Raw genomic sequence first — 14,348 nt, forward strand, 5'->3', positions numbered from 1 at the left:
AGATGGAACCCTCGTTCAGAAAGGGTCTACTCACACCTCACCCGAATAAAATGCCGAGCGTGCGACGTGATCAGGATGATCCGGTCTCTCGGCCAGGAGCCGTCATGTCTCAACCCCGTGCCCGGATCGCCTCACAGCTAGGCCTTGCCCTCGCCGTGATACTGGCGATCGTGATCTCCGGCAGTACCGTCTTCGCCTTGCGTTCGCTGGACACTGCCAACCTTGCCACCCGTGAAGAGCACTTGGCCAGCGAAGCGCGCCTGATGGCCGACCAGCTCAATACCTTCCACAGCACCCTGCGCGAGAGCACTCAGCGCTTGGCCGGTCTGTTCGAAAAGCGCTTCAGCGCGGGCCTGAGTGTGCATCCGGACCAGCCGGTGACGGTGGCGGGCGTACAAACTCCAGGCTTGAACCTGGGCAGCGAAGTGTTGAACAACAACTTCAAGGAAGTGGACGAGTTCAAGGCGATGACCGCCGGGGTGGCCACAGTCTTCGTGCGCAGCGGCGACGATTTCATCCGCGTCAGTACCTCGGTCAGTAAACAGGACGGTACACGGGCCATCGGCACCGTGCTTGACCGCGCCGGCCCGGCCTACGGCCCGGTGATCAGTGGGCAGAGCTACATTGGTCGGGCCCTGCTTTTCGGACGCTTCTACATGTCGCAGTACACGCCTGTACGCGACAGCAGCGGCAAGATCATTGCCGTGTTGTACGTAGGCTTCGATTACACCGACGCGCAGAACGCGCAGTTCGAAAACCTCAAGCGCTTCCGCATCGGCCAGACCGGTTCCCTGGCGCTGCTGGACGAACAAAACAAATGGCTGGTGCCGCCCGCCGGCGTGCAGGCGCTGGACAACGCTACCGCGGCCATCACCGGCTTGATCAAAAAGCCGGGCAAGGGCGCGTTCTGGGCCGATACCGCCGAAGATTTCTACAGCGTTGCCGTACCGTTCGAGGGGGGGCCGTGGGCGGTGGTGGCGAGCATGCCGAAAACCGAGATCCGCGCCGTGACCTGGAGCGTCGGTATGCAACTGGCCATCGGCAGCCTGCTGGCGATGCTGTTGGCGGTCGGTTCGGCGATGTGGTTGTTGCGCAGCAAACTGGCACCGCTGGGGGATCTGGTGCGCCAGGCCGAGGCGTTGGGCGCCGGCGACCTGAGCGTGCGCCTGAATGTGTCGAGCCATGACGAAATCGGTCAGTTGGCCCGTGCCTTCAACCAGATGAGCCAGGCCCTGTCGACCATGGTCGAGCACATCCGCAAGGCCTCCCAGGAGGTCAACAGCCGCGCCCAGGCCCTGTCCGGGTTGTCCAGCGGAGCGTACGAAGGCATGGAACAGCAGTCCGGCGAGATCACCAGCATGGCTGGCGCCGTGGAGGAGTTCAGTGCGACCTCCTTGAACATTGCCGACAACATGGGCAACACCGAGCGCCTGGCCCAGGAAAACGCCCAGCAAACCCGCATTGGTCGGACCTCGATGGATGAAGCGTCGTCCTCCCTGGAGCAAATCGCCGGCGCGCTGAACAGCACGGCCACGGTCATCAATACCCTGGGCCAGCGGTCCCAGGAAATCGGCGGCATCGTGGGGGTCATTACCTCGATTGCCGAGCAGACCAACCTGTTGGCCTTGAACGCGGCCATTGAAGCTGCCCGCGCCGGCGAGCAGGGCCGTGGTTTCGCCGTGGTGGCCGATGAAGTCCGCAGCCTGGCGTCCCGCACCCGCCAGGCCACGGACGAAATCTCCAGCATGATCAACAGCATCCAGCAGGAAACCGGCAATGCCATCAGCACGATGGAGCAGGGCAATTTGTTGATGCAGGAAGGTCTGTCGCGCAACGCCAATGTGGCCTCGGCCCTGGCGCGCATCGACGAGCAGAGCCGCTCGGCTGGCCAGCAATTCGCGGCGATCACCACCGCCACCCAGGAACAAAGCAGCACCGCAACCCTGCTCAGCAGCAACCTGCAGAGCATTGCCATGGCCAACAGTGAACAGCGCCAAGTGGTCTCGAACCTGGCCCTCACTGCCAAGGAGCTGGAAAAACTGGCCCAGGACCTGCGCCAAGAGGTTGATCGGTTCCGCTGAGGCTTCCTGTCACAAGCCCGCTCCCAGAGATTCCCTGTGGGAGCGAGCTTGCTCGCGAAGGCGGCTTTCCAGCCACACCCCTGCCAGCTGACTCACCGCCATCACGAGCATTCACCACCGTCCTCTCAGCTCAACGCTGAACCTCAAGCCAATCCCTCGCCACGGGTTCTGGGTTGTCCGAGCTGACGTCATCGCGAGCAAGCTCGCTCCCACAAAAAGCTGTCGATCGTGTAGTCGTGCTTTTTTAAGGTTATTGCTGTTTTTAAGCTTGCTGAAACGTTTCTTCAAGACTATAAAAACCGCACAACTCCAATAAAAGGTCGCGTCCATGACTCCGCTCAAACTCCTCGTTACCCTTGGCGCCCTGGGCGCTGCTTCCCAGGCGATGGCTTGGGATTACGTCCTGCTGGACACCGATAAAGCCGCCCAACCCTGGCAAATCACCAGCCAGCAACTCGGCGTGAAGACCGACAAGCCCTTTTCCGTGACGATGCGCACCCTGCACGGCGGCCGGCAGGAAGGCGTCAGCGTGGTCGACATCGACAACGGCACCCTGAAGCTTTCAGTCGTCCCGACCCGTGGCATGAACGTGCTGCAGGCGTCGGTCGGTGATGTGCGCATGGGTTGGGATTCGCCCGTCAAGGAAGTGGTCAACCCGGCGTTCATCGAGCTCAACGGCCGAGGCGGGTTGGGCTGGCTCGAAGGCTTCAACGAGCTGGTTACCCGCTGCGGCTACGAATGGGTCGGCCATCCCGGCATGGACAACGGCGAGCTGCTGACCCTGCATGGTCGCGCCGCCAATATCCCCGCCAACAAAGTCACCTTGCACATCGATGAAAAACCACCCTACGCCATCACCCTGCAAGGCGAGTTGAAGGAGCAGGCGTTCAAGAAGGTCGATTTCTCGGTGCAAACCGAACTGGTCACCGAGCCCGGCAGCGTGACGTTCGCGCTCAACGACACGCTGACCAACAACGGCGATTACCCGAAGGAATACCAAGCGCTCTACCACAGCAATTTCAGCACGCCTTTCCTGGAGCAAGGCGCTCGTTTCGCGGCCCCGGTCAAGCAGGTCTCGCCGTTCAACGACAAAGCCAAGGGCGATTTGCCTGATTGGCAAACCTACCGGGCCCCGACCAAGGATTACGACGAAACCGTTTATAACGTCGTGCCCTACGCCGACGCCAAGGGCGACACTCTCACCGTGCTGCACAACAAGGCCGGCAGCCTCGGGGTATCGGTAGGCTTCAACACCAGCACGCTGCCCGTATTCTCCCTGTGGAAAAACACCGATACCCAAGGCCAGGGCTACGTGACCGGGTTGGAGCCAGGCACCAGTTTTTCCTATAACCGCCGCTATCAGCGCCCCCTGGGCCTGGTGCCCACGATCGGGCCGAAGGAGCACAAGCAATTCCAGATCCATTACAGCCTGTTGGCGGATAAGGGCGCTGTGGATAAGGCGCTCAAGCGCATCGATGCGATCCAGAACGGTCAAAAAACCGAGGTACGGCAAACACCATTGGTAGACCTGAGCAAACCGTAAAGCGGTCAAGCCGTAGCCGGCCGATACTGCAACGCTTCGGCCAAGTGCTCGCGGCGAATGCTCCCCGCTTGCTCCAGGTCCGCCAGTGTCCGGGCGACCTTGAGCAAGCGGTGAGCGGCACGTAGCGACAGGGTCAGCCGCTCGCAGGCGGTTTCCAGCCAGGTTTCATCGGTTGTGGATAACTTGCAGTGTCGGCGCAAGCCGGGCAGGTCGAGGAAGGCGTTAGCGCAGCCCTGGCGCTTGTGCTGGCGTTCCCGGGCTTCGGCTACGCGTTCCGCGACCGTGGCCGTATCGTCTCCGGGGTCGCGCTTGGGGTTCAACGCCGTGGCCTCCCGGGCGACGGTCAGGTGCAGGTCGATGCGGTCCAGCAGCGGGCCGGAGAGTTTGTTGCGGTAGCGCTGCACCATGTCCGGTGTACAGGCGCAGCGGCCGCTGGGCTCGCCAAGATAGCCACAGGGGCAGGGATTCATCGCCGCCACCAACTGGAAACGGGCAGGGAAGCGGACTCGATCCCGGGCGCGGGATACCACGATGTGCCCGGACTCCAGCGGTTCTCTCAAGACCTCCAGCACCTTGCGGTCGAATTCCGGCAGCTCATCCAGAAACAGCACGCCATGGTGGGCGAGGGTGATCTCCCCTGGCTGCGGCTTTGACCCGCCACCCACCAGCGCCGGGCCGGAAGCCGAGTGGTGTGGCTGGCGAAACGGGCGTTGCGGCCAATGGCTCAACGGCACGCAACTGGCCACCGACTGGATGGCCGCGACTTCCAGGGCTTCGCTCTCGGCCAGCGGCGGCAACAGCCCTGGCAAGCGGCTCGCCAGCAGGGTCTTGCCGGTGCCGGGTGGCCCGCTGAACAACAGGTTGTGAGCCCCCGCAGCGGCAATCAGCAAGGCCCGCTTGGCCCCGGCCTGGCCTTGTACTTCATTCAGGTCCGGGTAAGGCTTGCTGGCCGAGAGCAGTCCATTGGAAACGAACGGCTCGACCGGCGTGTGACCGTTGAAGTGCGCTACCGCTTCGAGCAGATGATCCACGGCGATCACCTTCAGCCCCGACGCCAGACAAGCTTCCTCGGCATTGGCCCGTGGCACCACCAGCGTGCGCCCGGCCTTGCGCGCCGCCAGCGCCGCAGGCAATACCCCGCGCACCGGTCGCACCGCGCCGGACAAGGCCAGTTCACCGAGGCATTCCACGTCGTCCAGCGTCAGGGTCGGCACCTGCACGCTGGCCGATAGGATCCCCAAGGCGATGGCCAGGTCGAAGCGTCCGCCGTCCTTGGGCAGGTCCGCCGGCGCCAGGTTCAGGGTGATGCGCCGCGCCGGAAAATTCAGCCCCGAATTGATGATCGCGCTGCGCACCCGATCCTTGCTTTCCTTCACCGCCGCTTCCGGCAGGCCAACCATCGTCAGCGACGGCAAGCCATTGGCCAGGTGAACTTCAACGGTAACGGCAGGAGCCTCGACCCCCACTTGGGCGCGGCTATGGACAATGGCGAGCGACATGAATCGTTCCTTGAGTGAATGGGGGGCCGCGTCCTGCGGCTTTTGAAGGTTAGTCGTGGGATGAGTTTGGGCATGGCAATTGAAGGGGGAAATTTTGGCAGGATGTTGCGGAGCGCTGAGCAGCCTGAGTGGCTATAGAGGGTGGGTGGCATGACGCCATTAAGGTCCCAGTTCTCTTCTACACTCCTAGTTACTTAAAGGGAGGGGGTCGCATGAAGCTCTTGACTTGGCTGATAGCAATTATTGTGTTGGTGGGGTGTGCAGGTCATAAAGGGACGGATTACCAGAATGCCAAATTGCACATGCTTTACATTGATGGGGATGGAAACCTCATTGATCCAAACCAAAAAACAATCATCGGTGAACGAGGCGATCTGAAGAAAACAAAAGCCGATGAGAAGATGTATCTCGAGAGGATTTTTCAGAATTATATAGCGCTCCGAAACAAGGATAAAAAATTAAGAATTACCTTGTTCATACACGGCGGCTTGAATAATTTTTCTACAGCGGTTGATCGTCCTGGAAGAATGGTCGATGACATGCTCGCTGATCATCAATACCCTATCTTTATTGCTTGGAATTCCGATTTCTGGCCTAACTATGCTGACCATCTATTTAGAATTCGAAAAGGGCTTAATAGACCGGTGCTGGGTGCGATGACCTCTCCCGTTGTGTTGATCGAGGATTTAGGGCGGTCCTTGGTCAGGGTTCCATCATCGATGTACAAGGAAATTTCAGACCCGGTCGCGGTGTCCAAAAGCGTCAATAGCGTTGATGAAGCAGACTACCAGAGAAGAGTTGATAAACTGGACGATATGGGATTTCAAGTAAGTAATTCGCCGCCCCATGTCGGTGTTGGCAGTGATTACTATACCGTGTGGAATCCAGTCAAGTTGGGGATGGCCCCCTTGGTCGACGGCTTTGGAACCGGGGCATGGGATGGAATGCTGCGTCGTACTGACTTGGTGCTGACTAAAAATATCGCGTTTGAAGGCGATTTAATCACCGAGCCAGATAAAGAGTTCAAGGGGCCGGTTCGCTACGCTGATACAGCCGTTACCGCATTGCTCCATCGTTTGGAAAAAAAGGGCGATCAACAGGGTTCCCCATATCCCGTTGATGGGAGTGAGATAAATATTGTTGGGCATAGTATGGGGGCGATCGTCGCGGTTAATATCCTTGCCAGGCATCCGGATATTAACGTGAATAACCTGGTGTTTATGGGCGCTGCAGCGCGGGTAAAAGAAGTCGAGAACGTTGTTGTGCCTTGGTTGGTAACAAGGCCTGAAGTGGACTTCTGGAATTTGAGCTTGGACCCATACAGAGAAATTGGTGAAAATTTCTTTCATGACTTCATGCCGCGCGGGAGTCTCTTGAACTGGATTGACTATACGTTTGGCGAAGTCAATTCATTCAAGGATCGAACGGCTGGGTCTTGGTGGAATATGACGCGGTTGGCTGAAGATGTTTTCCCGAATGCCCAGGTTGTTGATGACGTGGCATGTTACAGACCGCTGCGCAATAGGGTGCACTTAACTCGCTTCCCCATCGATAATCACGGTAAGTGGCCACAGAAACATGGAGAGTTTGCAGACTACAAGTTCTGGCGGGAGAGCTACTGGATGGCTGAGTCTGCGGTGAAACTGGACAGGCCATAAAGGTTCACGGTAGCCAATGTGAAGAGCGCGGAGCGTTAAGGCGTTCCGCGCTTACCCTGTGCAACTCCCTTGGCATTCTGCTGACAGTGTCTTCAGGTTGTGGACCTTTCCGCTTTCTTCACTATCACGGGGGCTCTACAAAAAGCTCCGTCGGCGGGCAAATTGTCCGGGACCGGCCCTCTGCTAGACTCGATTTTGCCCAGTCGGCACTTGGCGGTATCAACGGCACAGGGAGGAAGTGGCCATGAACGATCTGCTGGCTTTGTTAACCGACAAGCGCTTCATGCCCCACGGACATTGCTATATGTGGCGTCCGGATCTGCTGTGGACCAATGTGATCGCCGATGGCTTGATCACCCTGTCCTACGTCACCATCCCCTTCACCCTTCTGTACTTTATCCACAAGCGCAAGGATGTGCCGTTCGATTGGATGCTGGCGGCCTTCGGCGTGTTTATCCTGGCCTGCGGGACCAGCCACGTGATGGAAATCCTGACCATTTGGCAGCCTTATTACTGGTTGTCGGCACTGGTCAAGGTGATCACCGCGATTGCCTCGGTGATTACCGCCATCCTGCTGGTCCGGCTGGTGCCGGCGGCCCTGAAGATTCCCAGCCCGCGGCAATTGGCCAAGGTCAACGACGAGTTGCGCGAGGCGCAGGCCGAGCTGGTGACTACTGCGCGCCGGGCCGGCATGGCGGAGATCGCCACCAATGTATTGCACAACGTGGGCAATGTGCTCAATAGCGTCAACGTGTCAGCCCAAGTCCTCTACGAGAAGGTGCACACCTCCAAGGGACCGGGGGTGGCGAAGGTCGTCCAGTTGATGAAGGAACATCCCGATGACCTCGGCGACTTCATCAGCAGCGACCCGAAAGGGCGCGCGCTACCGGACTATCTCGACAAGCTGGCCGACGCGCTGGCAATCGAGCAGCAGGTCATGATCGCCGAATTGGCGCAGTTGACCCGCCGGATCGACCACATCAAGGAAATCGTCGCCACCCAGCAATCCTATGCCGGCAATGCCAGCGTCCTGGAGCCGGGCTCGTTGCGAGAGCTGCTTGAGGATGTCGTGCGCATTTGCGATGTGTCCCTGGCCCGCCACCACATCACCCTGATCAAGGAATTCAGCGATATCCCGCAAATGCCATTGGATAAGCACCGAGTGCTGCAGATCCTGGTCAATCTGATCAACAACGCCAAGCAGGCGCTGGACGCAGGCGTGAACCGTCCGCCACAGATCATCCTGCGCCTGGAGCTCGTTGACGATGAGCGTGTGCGGGTCGAGGTCGAGGACAATGGCGAGGGGATTTCCCAGGACAATCTTGCGCGGGTGTTCGAGCACGGCTTCACCACGCGTGTCGGCGGCCACGGCTTTGGTTTGCATAGCTGCATTCTGGCGGCGCACGAGATGGGCGGCGACCTGACCGTGCAGAGCGCCGGGCCGGGCCGCGGCGCGCTGTTTAGCCTGGAGCTGCCGCTGGCGCTCACACCGGACCAGGCTCAGCGGGCGGCGAATGCTTGAGTGACCTGTCAGAGCCTGTAACGTGAGCCGGGGGGGTTAATCCTGTACCGGAGCCAATCGTGCTTCCAGCTCGGCGACCTTGGCCTCCAGGCTTTCGAGCCGTGCCCGGGTCCGGGCCAGCACGACCATCTGGCTGTCGAATTCCTCCCGGCTGACCAAGTCCAGCTTGCTGAAGCCGCTTTGCAGCAAGGCCTTGAACTGGCTTTCGATTTCGCTTTTGGGCAGCGACGTGTCGCCACTCAAAATACGGGAGGCGTGGCCGCTCAGGGCGTCGAGAAGGTCTTTGGGCGCAAGCATGTGCAGGTGTCCTGGAAACGATGGCGGGCAGTGTACCACGCAGTGTCTATAGTCAATTGGCGAGCCAGGGATGCACGCTTTTCGCGCATGGGGTCGGGCGGCGCTGCACTGTTGTTGTGCGTATCGCTGCGGTTCGTGGTGCGGTACACGTCGAACAGGTGCCCAAGGGGCTGAAATCAGAGGGTTTGGGTGCAGATGGCAAGGTTTCTGCTTAGAGGCTGATGACCCATGCACTGATGCAGTCGCTGTGACGAATGCAGTGCAGCAGGCGGAACGGGGAGTTTCGTCAGGATCGGTTAACTGGCACCTGTCGGGCAACTTGGGCCGACGACGCGTTACAAAGCCAGGCACTGCGCTTAGACTTGAGTCGGGTTTGTTTTCCTGGGGCAAGTCCACCAATTCGGGAGAAAGTTTCATGAAGCTAGTCACTGCCATCATCAAGCCGTTCAAGTTGGACGACGTGCGCGAGTCGTTGTCCGAGATCGGCGTGCAGGGCATTACCGTTACTGAGGTCAAAGGCTTCGGTCGGCAGAAGGGTCACACCGAGCTGTATCGCGGCGCGGAATACGTGGTCGATTTCCTGCCCAAGGTGAAGATCGATGTCGCTATTGACGACAAGGACCTTGACCGGGTGATCGAGGCAATCACCAAGGCCGCCAACACCGGCAAGATCGGTGACGGGAAGATCTTTGTGGTCAATCTGGAACAGGCTATCCGCATCCGTACCGGCGAAACCGATACCGACGCTATCTAAGCCGCCAAACCCAACGCCCCAGGAGAAAACAATATGACTCTGCGTAAATTCGCAGGGCTAGGAGCCCTGTTGTCCTTCGCAATGCCTGGCCTGGCCATGGCAGAAGAAGCGGCAGCCCCTGTCCTGAACTCCGGCGACACCGCCTGGATGCTCACGGCCACGATTCTTGTACTGTTCATGACCATTCCCGGCCTGGCACTGTTCTACGGTGGCATGGTCCGCTCGAAAAACCTTCTTTCCGTGATGATGCAGTGCTTTGCCATTACCGGTCTGATCAGCGTTCTGTGGGTCATCTATGGCTACAGCATCGCGTTCGACACCACCGGCATGGAGCAGGGTGTCGTCAACTTCAATTCCTTCGTTGGCGGTTTCGGCAAAGCGTTCCTGGCGGGTGTGACGCCAGCCAGCCTGACCGGCCCGGCGGCGCTGTTCCCTGAAGCGGTGTTCATCACCTTCCAGATGACGTTCGCCATCATCACCCCGGCCCTGATCGTCGGTGCATTTGCCGAGCGGATGAAGTTCTCCGCCATGCTGATCTTCATGGGCGTGTGGTTCACCCTGGTGTATGCACCGATTGCGCACATGGTCTGGTCCGGCAACGGCGGCCTGATGTGGGACTGGGGCGTGCTGGACTTCGCCGGCGGCACCGTGGTGCACATCAACGCCGGTATCGCCGGCCTGGTGGCGTGCCTGGTACTGGGCAAGCGCAAAGGCTTCCCGACCACGCCAATGGCGCCGCATAACCTGGGTTACACCCTGATGGGTGCGGCCATGCTGTGGGTCGGCTGGTTCGGTTTCAACGCCGGTTCCGCTGTCGCTGCCAATGGCACTGCCGGCATGGCGATGCTGGTGACCCAGATCGCGACCGCTGCGGCGGCGCTGGGCTGGATGTTTGCCGAGTGGATCACCCACGGCAAGCCAAGCGCGCTGGGCATTGCTTCGGGCGTGGTGGCCGGCCTGGTTGCAATCACCCCGGCTGCCGGCACCGTGGGCCCGATGGGCGCCCTGGTCATCGGCCTGGCGGCGGGCGTGGTGTGCTTCTTCTGCGCCACCAGCCTCAAGCGCAAGCTCGGTTATGACGATTCCCTGGACGCCTTCGGCGTGCACGGCATCGGCGGTATCCTCGGCGCGATCCTGACCGGTGTGTTCGCAGCGCCCGCCCTGGGTGGCTTCGGCACCGTGACCGATATCGGCGCGCAAGTGTGGATTCAATTCAAAGGCGTGGGTTTCACGGTGGTCTACACCGGGATCGTCACCTTCATCATCCTCAAGGTCCTGGACGCCGTCATGGGTCTGCGTGTCACTGAGGAAGAAGAGGCTGTGGGCCTGGACCTGGCCCAGCACAACGAGCGTGGCTACAACCTGTAAGTACGCGCCATAAAAAATGCCCGGTTCGCCGGGCATTTTTTTGTCTGGAATTTGTCATTGCTCACAAGGTACCGCGGTTTTCCGACGCCTTTTGTTGTGGATGCGACATAGGTTTTTATACCGCCAAAGGCTTACACCGAAGCAAGAATATTAGGGCCTTTGTTTTTTCCCAGAGCGCGCTAGAATGCGCGCCGAACGTGCGGAGATCTGTATGTGGCAACAGACGCTGATAACCCTGCGGGCAAAGCCCCGGGGCTTTCATCTGGTGACGGACGAGTTGCTGGCCGGCCTGCCTGAACTCCAGGCCTGTCGTGTCGGTCTGTTGCATCTGTGGCTGCAGCATACCTCGGCCTCGTTGACCATCAACGAGAACGCCGATCCGGCGGTGCGTCGAGACTTCGAACGATTTTTCAATCGGCTGATCCCACAAGGAACCGCCGACTATGAGCACAACGACGAAGGCCTGGACGACCTCCCGGCGCACTTCAAGGCCAGTGTGCTCGGTTGCCAGCTCAGCCTGCCGGTGACGGCGGGACGGCTGGCATTGGGAACCTGGCAAGGTGTTTATCTGGGCGAGCACCGTGATCACGGCGGTGCTCGTAAAGTCCTCGCCACCTTGTACGGTGAAGGGGCATAACCGCTGATTGCCGGCGGATGTTGAATTTTTTCTGGCAGCCTTCGAACAGATGGCGAAGCTGGGCTATAACTAATCTGCTTTTCGCAAGTCATGAGGTAGAACATGAGCGACGATGATCTGGAAAACGACGACCTCGAAGTAGGCGACGAAGACGAGACCGAAGAAGGCCTTGAAGTGGCGGCTGAAGACGTTGCCGAAGACGATGGCGCCGATGTCCCGGCACCTACCGCCAAAGGCAAGGCCAAGGCAGCCGTGTCGGTCGACGAGTTGCCGAGCGTAGAGGCCAAGAACAAGGAGCGTGATGCGCTCGCCAAGGCCATGGAGGAATTCCTGGCCAGGGGCGGTAAGGTGCAGGAAGTGGAAGCCAACGTGGTCGCTGATCCGCCCAAGAAGCCTGACAACAAGTACGGCAGCCGCCCGATCTGAGTATTTGCTTGTTGCTTGCTGAAAACGCCCGCCGTCGCTGCGGGCTTTTTCATGGGTGCGATTCCATTCCCAGGCCAGGCGCAGTCTCTGTGGGAGCGGGCTTGCTCGCGAAAGCGGTGTATCAGTCCGCTCATTTATCGAGTATGAAACCGCCTTCGCGAGCAAGCCCGCTCCCACAGGATTTGTGCCTGGCATAGCGCCGCGGCACACCGTTCCCACAGGGTTCAGGGTTGGCGATGCCATCCTGCCAACAACCCCGGCAGTTCGGTCAGGCTGCGGATTTCCGCGTCCGGCGCGTGGTCGGCATTCCAGGGTTTGCCTGCCGGGTTGAACCACACCGCGCGCAGGCCGGCCTGTTGGGCACCGGCGATGTCGTCGCCCGGGTGGTCGCCAATGTGCACGGCGGTCTGTGCCGTGGCGCCGCCGCGTTGCAGGGCTTCGTGGAACAGCCGGGCGTCAGGCTTGGCGATGCCGATGTCTTCGGCGCACAAGGCGAACTTGAAGTAGTCCGCCAACCCCAGGCGTCGCACGTCGGCGTTGCCATTGGTGACCACGCCGAGGGCGAAATGATTGGCCAGGATTTCCAGGGTGGGCTGCACCTCGGGAAAAATCTCCAGTTGGTGGCGGGCGTGCAGGAATGTCTCGAAGGCCTGGTCCGCCAGTTCGGAGGCTTGCCACTGGTCGTAGCCGGCTTCCTGCAAGGCACGGAACAGCACCCGTCGGCGCAACGCACTGATGCGATGCTTGAGGTTGGGTTCTTCGCGCAACACCTGCTCGCGAATCGAAAAAAGATGCTCCACCGGCAGGCCGCCCAGGTTCGGTGCGTTGTCGGTCAGCCATTGGCGGAGTATGGCTTCGGCGCTGGCGATTACCGGGGCGGTGTCCCACAGGGTGTCGTCCAGGTCGAAAGTGATGAGCTCGATGGTCATGATTCGTCGCCCTTGATGCGTTTGGCCCTGGGGTGGGCACTGTCATAGACCGTCGCCAGGTGCTGGAAGTCCAGGTGGGTATAGATCTGTGTGGTCTTGATGTCCGAGTGCCCCAGCAGTTCTTGAACGGCGCGCAGGTCCTGGGAGGATTCCAGCAGATGGCTGGCGAAGGAGTGCCTGAGCATGTGCGGGTGCAGGTTCTGCCCCAGCTCGCGTTCGCCGGCGGCCTTGACCCGCAATTGAATCGCCCGCGGGCCGAGGCGCCGACCGCGTTGGCTGACAAATACCGCGTCGTCGGCGGGGTTGGCCAGGGCTCGCAGGGGCAGCCATAGCTCCAGGGCTTCACGGGCCTTGCGACCGACGGGCAGCAGGCGGGTCTTGCTGCCCTTGCCGAGCACCTGGACCATACCGTCGGCCAGGTCCAGTTGCTCCAGGTTAAGCCCCGTCAGCTCTGAAAGCCGCAGGCCCGAAGAATAGAACAGCTCGAGAATCGCCTGGTCGCGCCGGGCCAGGAAGTCATCCTCGACGGCGCCTTCAAGCAATTGCAGGGCGCGGTCGGTGTCGAGGGTCTTCGGCAGCCGGCGTTCGCCCTTGGGCGGCGCCAGGCCGGTGGCCGGATCGTGATCGCACAGGCCTTCACGATTGAGGTAGTGATACAGGCCGCGTACCGCCGACAACAGGCGGGCCAGGCTGCGGGAGGACTGCCCCTGCTGATGCAGGCGGGCGATCAGGCTGCGCAAGCGCTGGATGTCCAGGGCCGACCAGCTGCCGATGTTCTGCTTCTGGCACCAGCCCAGGACTTTTTCCAGGTCACGGCGATAGGCCAACAACGTGTGGGGCGACACCTGACGCTCACTGCGCAGGTGTTCGCAGTAGGCGTCCAGTTGCCGTTCCATCGTCAGCGTACCGAGCGCAGCGAACCGGCAACCCGTGGCAGCACCCGGCCGGTGACTTCGGCGATGTAGCTCAAAAACAGCGTGCCCACCGAACTCTTGTAGTGCTGCGGATCGCGGCTGGCGATGGCCAGCACGCCGTGCACGCCCTGGTGGGCGATGGCGACGACGGCGGTGGAGCCGATCTGCTTGCGCTGTTCTTCGCCAAACAGGAAGTCCAGTTCATGTTCGCGCAGGCTGCCGCTGACGCTTTTGTTTTCCGTGAGCAGGCCGCCGATGGCCGTTTGCGCTTCGGCGTGGGTCACCCAGCGGCCCACCGGCATGGCGTTGTCGCCGAACAGGATCAGGCTGACAAAGGGCACCTGGAAATCCTGGCGCAGGCTGTCTTCGACGCTCATGACCAGGTCTTCAAGGGTGCTGGCGTCCATCAGGGCCAGGATGAGCCGACGGGTCTTGTCGAAGAGTCGGTCGTTGTCCCGGGCCACGTCCATCAGGTGTGAAAGCCGATGGCGCATTTCGATGTTGCGCTCGCGCAGGATTTTCATCTGGTGCTCCACCAGCGACACGGTATCGCCGCGCCGGTGAGGGATGCGCATCGTCGCAAGCAGTTCTTCATGCTCGACGAAGAAGTCCGGATGAGCTTCCAGGTAAGCGGTCACGGCCGCGGCTTCTGGAAAGCTGGGAGATTCGTCGGGCTGTGGGGCTGGAACCTGTGGCTGATCGGTCATGGGTTTGGCTCAC

The 14,348-nt window shown here is 60.5% G+C and carries 13 protein-coding genes; 8 read left to right on the top strand and 5 right to left on the bottom strand.

Annotated elements, in window-relative coordinates; all coding sequences use genetic code 11:
- Positions 1–104 precede the first annotated feature (104 nt).
- Positions 105–2,081, top strand: coding sequence for a methyl-accepting chemotaxis protein (locus AC3A5O_RS03575; protein ID WP_122567543.1), 1,977 nt, complete (start codon positions 105–107; stop codon positions 2,079–2,081).
- Between the two features lie 328 nt (positions 2,082–2,409).
- Complete coding sequence (locus tag AC3A5O_RS03580) at positions 2,410–3,624, top strand: aldose 1-epimerase family protein (RefSeq protein WP_305468821.1); 1,215 nt, start codon at positions 2,410–2,412, stop codon at positions 3,622–3,624.
- A 5-nt stretch (positions 3,625–3,629) separates the two neighbouring features.
- Here the strand turns inward: AC3A5O_RS03580 and AC3A5O_RS03585 are convergent, their stop codons facing one another.
- A complete protein-coding gene (locus AC3A5O_RS03585) occupies positions 3,630–5,123 on the bottom strand; it encodes a YifB family Mg chelatase-like AAA ATPase (protein WP_305468820.1) in 1,494 nt (497 codons plus the stop codon).
- A 212-nt stretch (positions 5,124–5,335) separates the two neighbouring features.
- On the opposite strand from AC3A5O_RS03585, the gene AC3A5O_RS03590 reads away from it, so the two are divergent.
- Together AC3A5O_RS03590 and AC3A5O_RS03595 are read left to right on the top strand one after the other, a co-directional pair.
- A complete protein-coding gene (locus AC3A5O_RS03590; RefSeq protein WP_460081166.1) occupies positions 5,336–6,781 on the top strand; it encodes a hypothetical protein in 1,446 nt (481 codons plus the stop codon).
- A gap of 244 nt (positions 6,782–7,025) precedes the next feature.
- On the top strand, positions 7,026–8,303 hold the full coding sequence (locus AC3A5O_RS03595; protein ID WP_122567539.1) for a sensor histidine kinase: 1,278 nt from the start codon (positions 7,026–7,028) through the stop codon (positions 8,301–8,303).
- 36 nt (positions 8,304–8,339) lie between these two features.
- Here the strand turns inward: AC3A5O_RS03595 and AC3A5O_RS03600 are convergent, their stop codons facing one another.
- Positions 8,340–8,600: an accessory factor UbiK family protein gene (locus AC3A5O_RS03600; protein WP_122567538.1), complete on the bottom strand. Its 261-nt coding sequence runs from the start codon at positions 8,598–8,600 to the stop codon at positions 8,340–8,342.
- Between the two features lie 415 nt (positions 8,601–9,015).
- On the opposite strand from AC3A5O_RS03600, the gene glnK reads away from it, so the two are divergent.
- From glnK to sutA, 4 genes are all read left to right on the top strand, one after another.
- Entirely contained in the window at positions 9,016–9,354 is a 339-nt protein-coding gene (gene glnK, locus AC3A5O_RS03605) for a P-II family nitrogen regulator (RefSeq protein ID WP_002555808.1), read from the top strand.
- A 33-nt stretch (positions 9,355–9,387) separates the two neighbouring features.
- A complete protein-coding gene (locus AC3A5O_RS03610) occupies positions 9,388–10,722 on the top strand; it encodes an ammonium transporter (RefSeq protein ID WP_305468818.1) in 1,335 nt (444 codons plus the stop codon).
- A gap of 211 nt (positions 10,723–10,933) precedes the next feature.
- Complete coding sequence (locus AC3A5O_RS03615; protein ID WP_122567822.1) at positions 10,934–11,359, top strand: secondary thiamine-phosphate synthase enzyme YjbQ; 426 nt, start codon at positions 10,934–10,936, stop codon at positions 11,357–11,359.
- A 102-nt stretch (positions 11,360–11,461) separates the two neighbouring features.
- On the top strand, positions 11,462–11,785 hold the full coding sequence (gene sutA, locus AC3A5O_RS03620) for a transcriptional regulator SutA (protein WP_072406034.1): 324 nt from the start codon (positions 11,462–11,464) through the stop codon (positions 11,783–11,785).
- A gap of 224 nt (positions 11,786–12,009) precedes the next feature.
- Here the strand turns inward: sutA and AC3A5O_RS03625 are convergent, their stop codons facing one another.
- The 3 genes from AC3A5O_RS03625 to AC3A5O_RS03635 are packed head-to-tail and all read right to left on the bottom strand — an operon-like array spanning position 12,010 to position 14,335.
- On the bottom strand, positions 12,010–12,714 hold the full coding sequence (locus AC3A5O_RS03625; RefSeq protein WP_487752858.1) for an HAD family hydrolase: 705 nt from the start codon (positions 12,712–12,714) through the stop codon (positions 12,010–12,012).
- The gene (gene xerC, locus AC3A5O_RS03630; RefSeq protein ID WP_122567534.1) at positions 12,711–13,610 is read right to left on the bottom strand and encodes a tyrosine recombinase XerC; all 900 of its coding nucleotides are present in this window, start codon (positions 13,608–13,610) and stop codon (positions 12,711–12,713) included. Before xerC ends, AC3A5O_RS03625 begins: the two co-directional genes overlap by 4 nt.
- Before the next feature lie 2 nt (positions 13,611–13,612).
- Entirely contained in the window at positions 13,613–14,335 is a 723-nt protein-coding gene (locus AC3A5O_RS03635; RefSeq protein WP_122567533.1) for a DUF484 family protein, read from the bottom strand.
- Positions 14,336–14,348: the final 13 nt, after the last annotated feature.

Source organism: Pseudomonas sp. Soil_N_39 (assembly GCF_057655955.1).

What these genes read in the sequence shown, in the direction of transcription:
- AC3A5O_RS03625 (WP_487752858.1), bottom strand. Translation starts at nt 12,714, where the DNA reads ATGACCATCGAGCTCATCACTTTCGACCTGGACGACACCCTGTGGGAC.
- AC3A5O_RS03575 (WP_122567543.1), top strand. Translation starts at nt 105, where the DNA reads ATGTCTCAACCCCGTGCCCGGATCGCCTCACAGCTAGGCCTTGCCCTC.
- AC3A5O_RS03610 (WP_305468818.1), top strand. Translation starts at nt 9,388, where the DNA reads ATGACTCTGCGTAAATTCGCAGGGCTAGGAGCCCTGTTGTCCTTCGCA.
- xerC (WP_122567534.1), bottom strand. Translation starts at nt 13,610, where the DNA reads ATGGAACGGCAACTGGACGCCTACTGCGAACACCTGCGCAGTGAGCGT.
- AC3A5O_RS03595 (WP_122567539.1), top strand. Translation starts at nt 7,026, where the DNA reads ATGAACGATCTGCTGGCTTTGTTAACCGACAAGCGCTTCATGCCCCAC.
- AC3A5O_RS03585 (WP_305468820.1), bottom strand. Translation starts at nt 5,123, where the DNA reads ATGTCGCTCGCCATTGTCCATAGCCGCGCCCAAGTGGGGGTCGAGGCT.
- AC3A5O_RS03635 (WP_122567533.1), bottom strand. Translation starts at nt 14,335, where the DNA reads ATGACCGATCAGCCACAGGTTCCAGCCCCACAGCCCGACGAATCTCCC.
- AC3A5O_RS03600 (WP_122567538.1), bottom strand. Translation starts at nt 8,600, where the DNA reads ATGCTTGCGCCCAAAGACCTTCTCGACGCCCTGAGCGGCCACGCCTCC.
- sutA (WP_072406034.1), top strand. Translation starts at nt 11,462, where the DNA reads ATGAGCGACGATGATCTGGAAAACGACGACCTCGAAGTAGGCGACGAA.
- AC3A5O_RS03590 (WP_460081166.1), top strand. Translation starts at nt 5,336, where the DNA reads ATGAAGCTCTTGACTTGGCTGATAGCAATTATTGTGTTGGTGGGGTGT.
- AC3A5O_RS03615 (WP_122567822.1), top strand. Translation starts at nt 10,934, where the DNA reads ATGTGGCAACAGACGCTGATAACCCTGCGGGCAAAGCCCCGGGGCTTT.
- glnK (WP_002555808.1), top strand. Translation starts at nt 9,016, where the DNA reads ATGAAGCTAGTCACTGCCATCATCAAGCCGTTCAAGTTGGACGACGTG.
- AC3A5O_RS03580 (WP_305468821.1), top strand. Translation starts at nt 2,410, where the DNA reads ATGACTCCGCTCAAACTCCTCGTTACCCTTGGCGCCCTGGGCGCTGCT.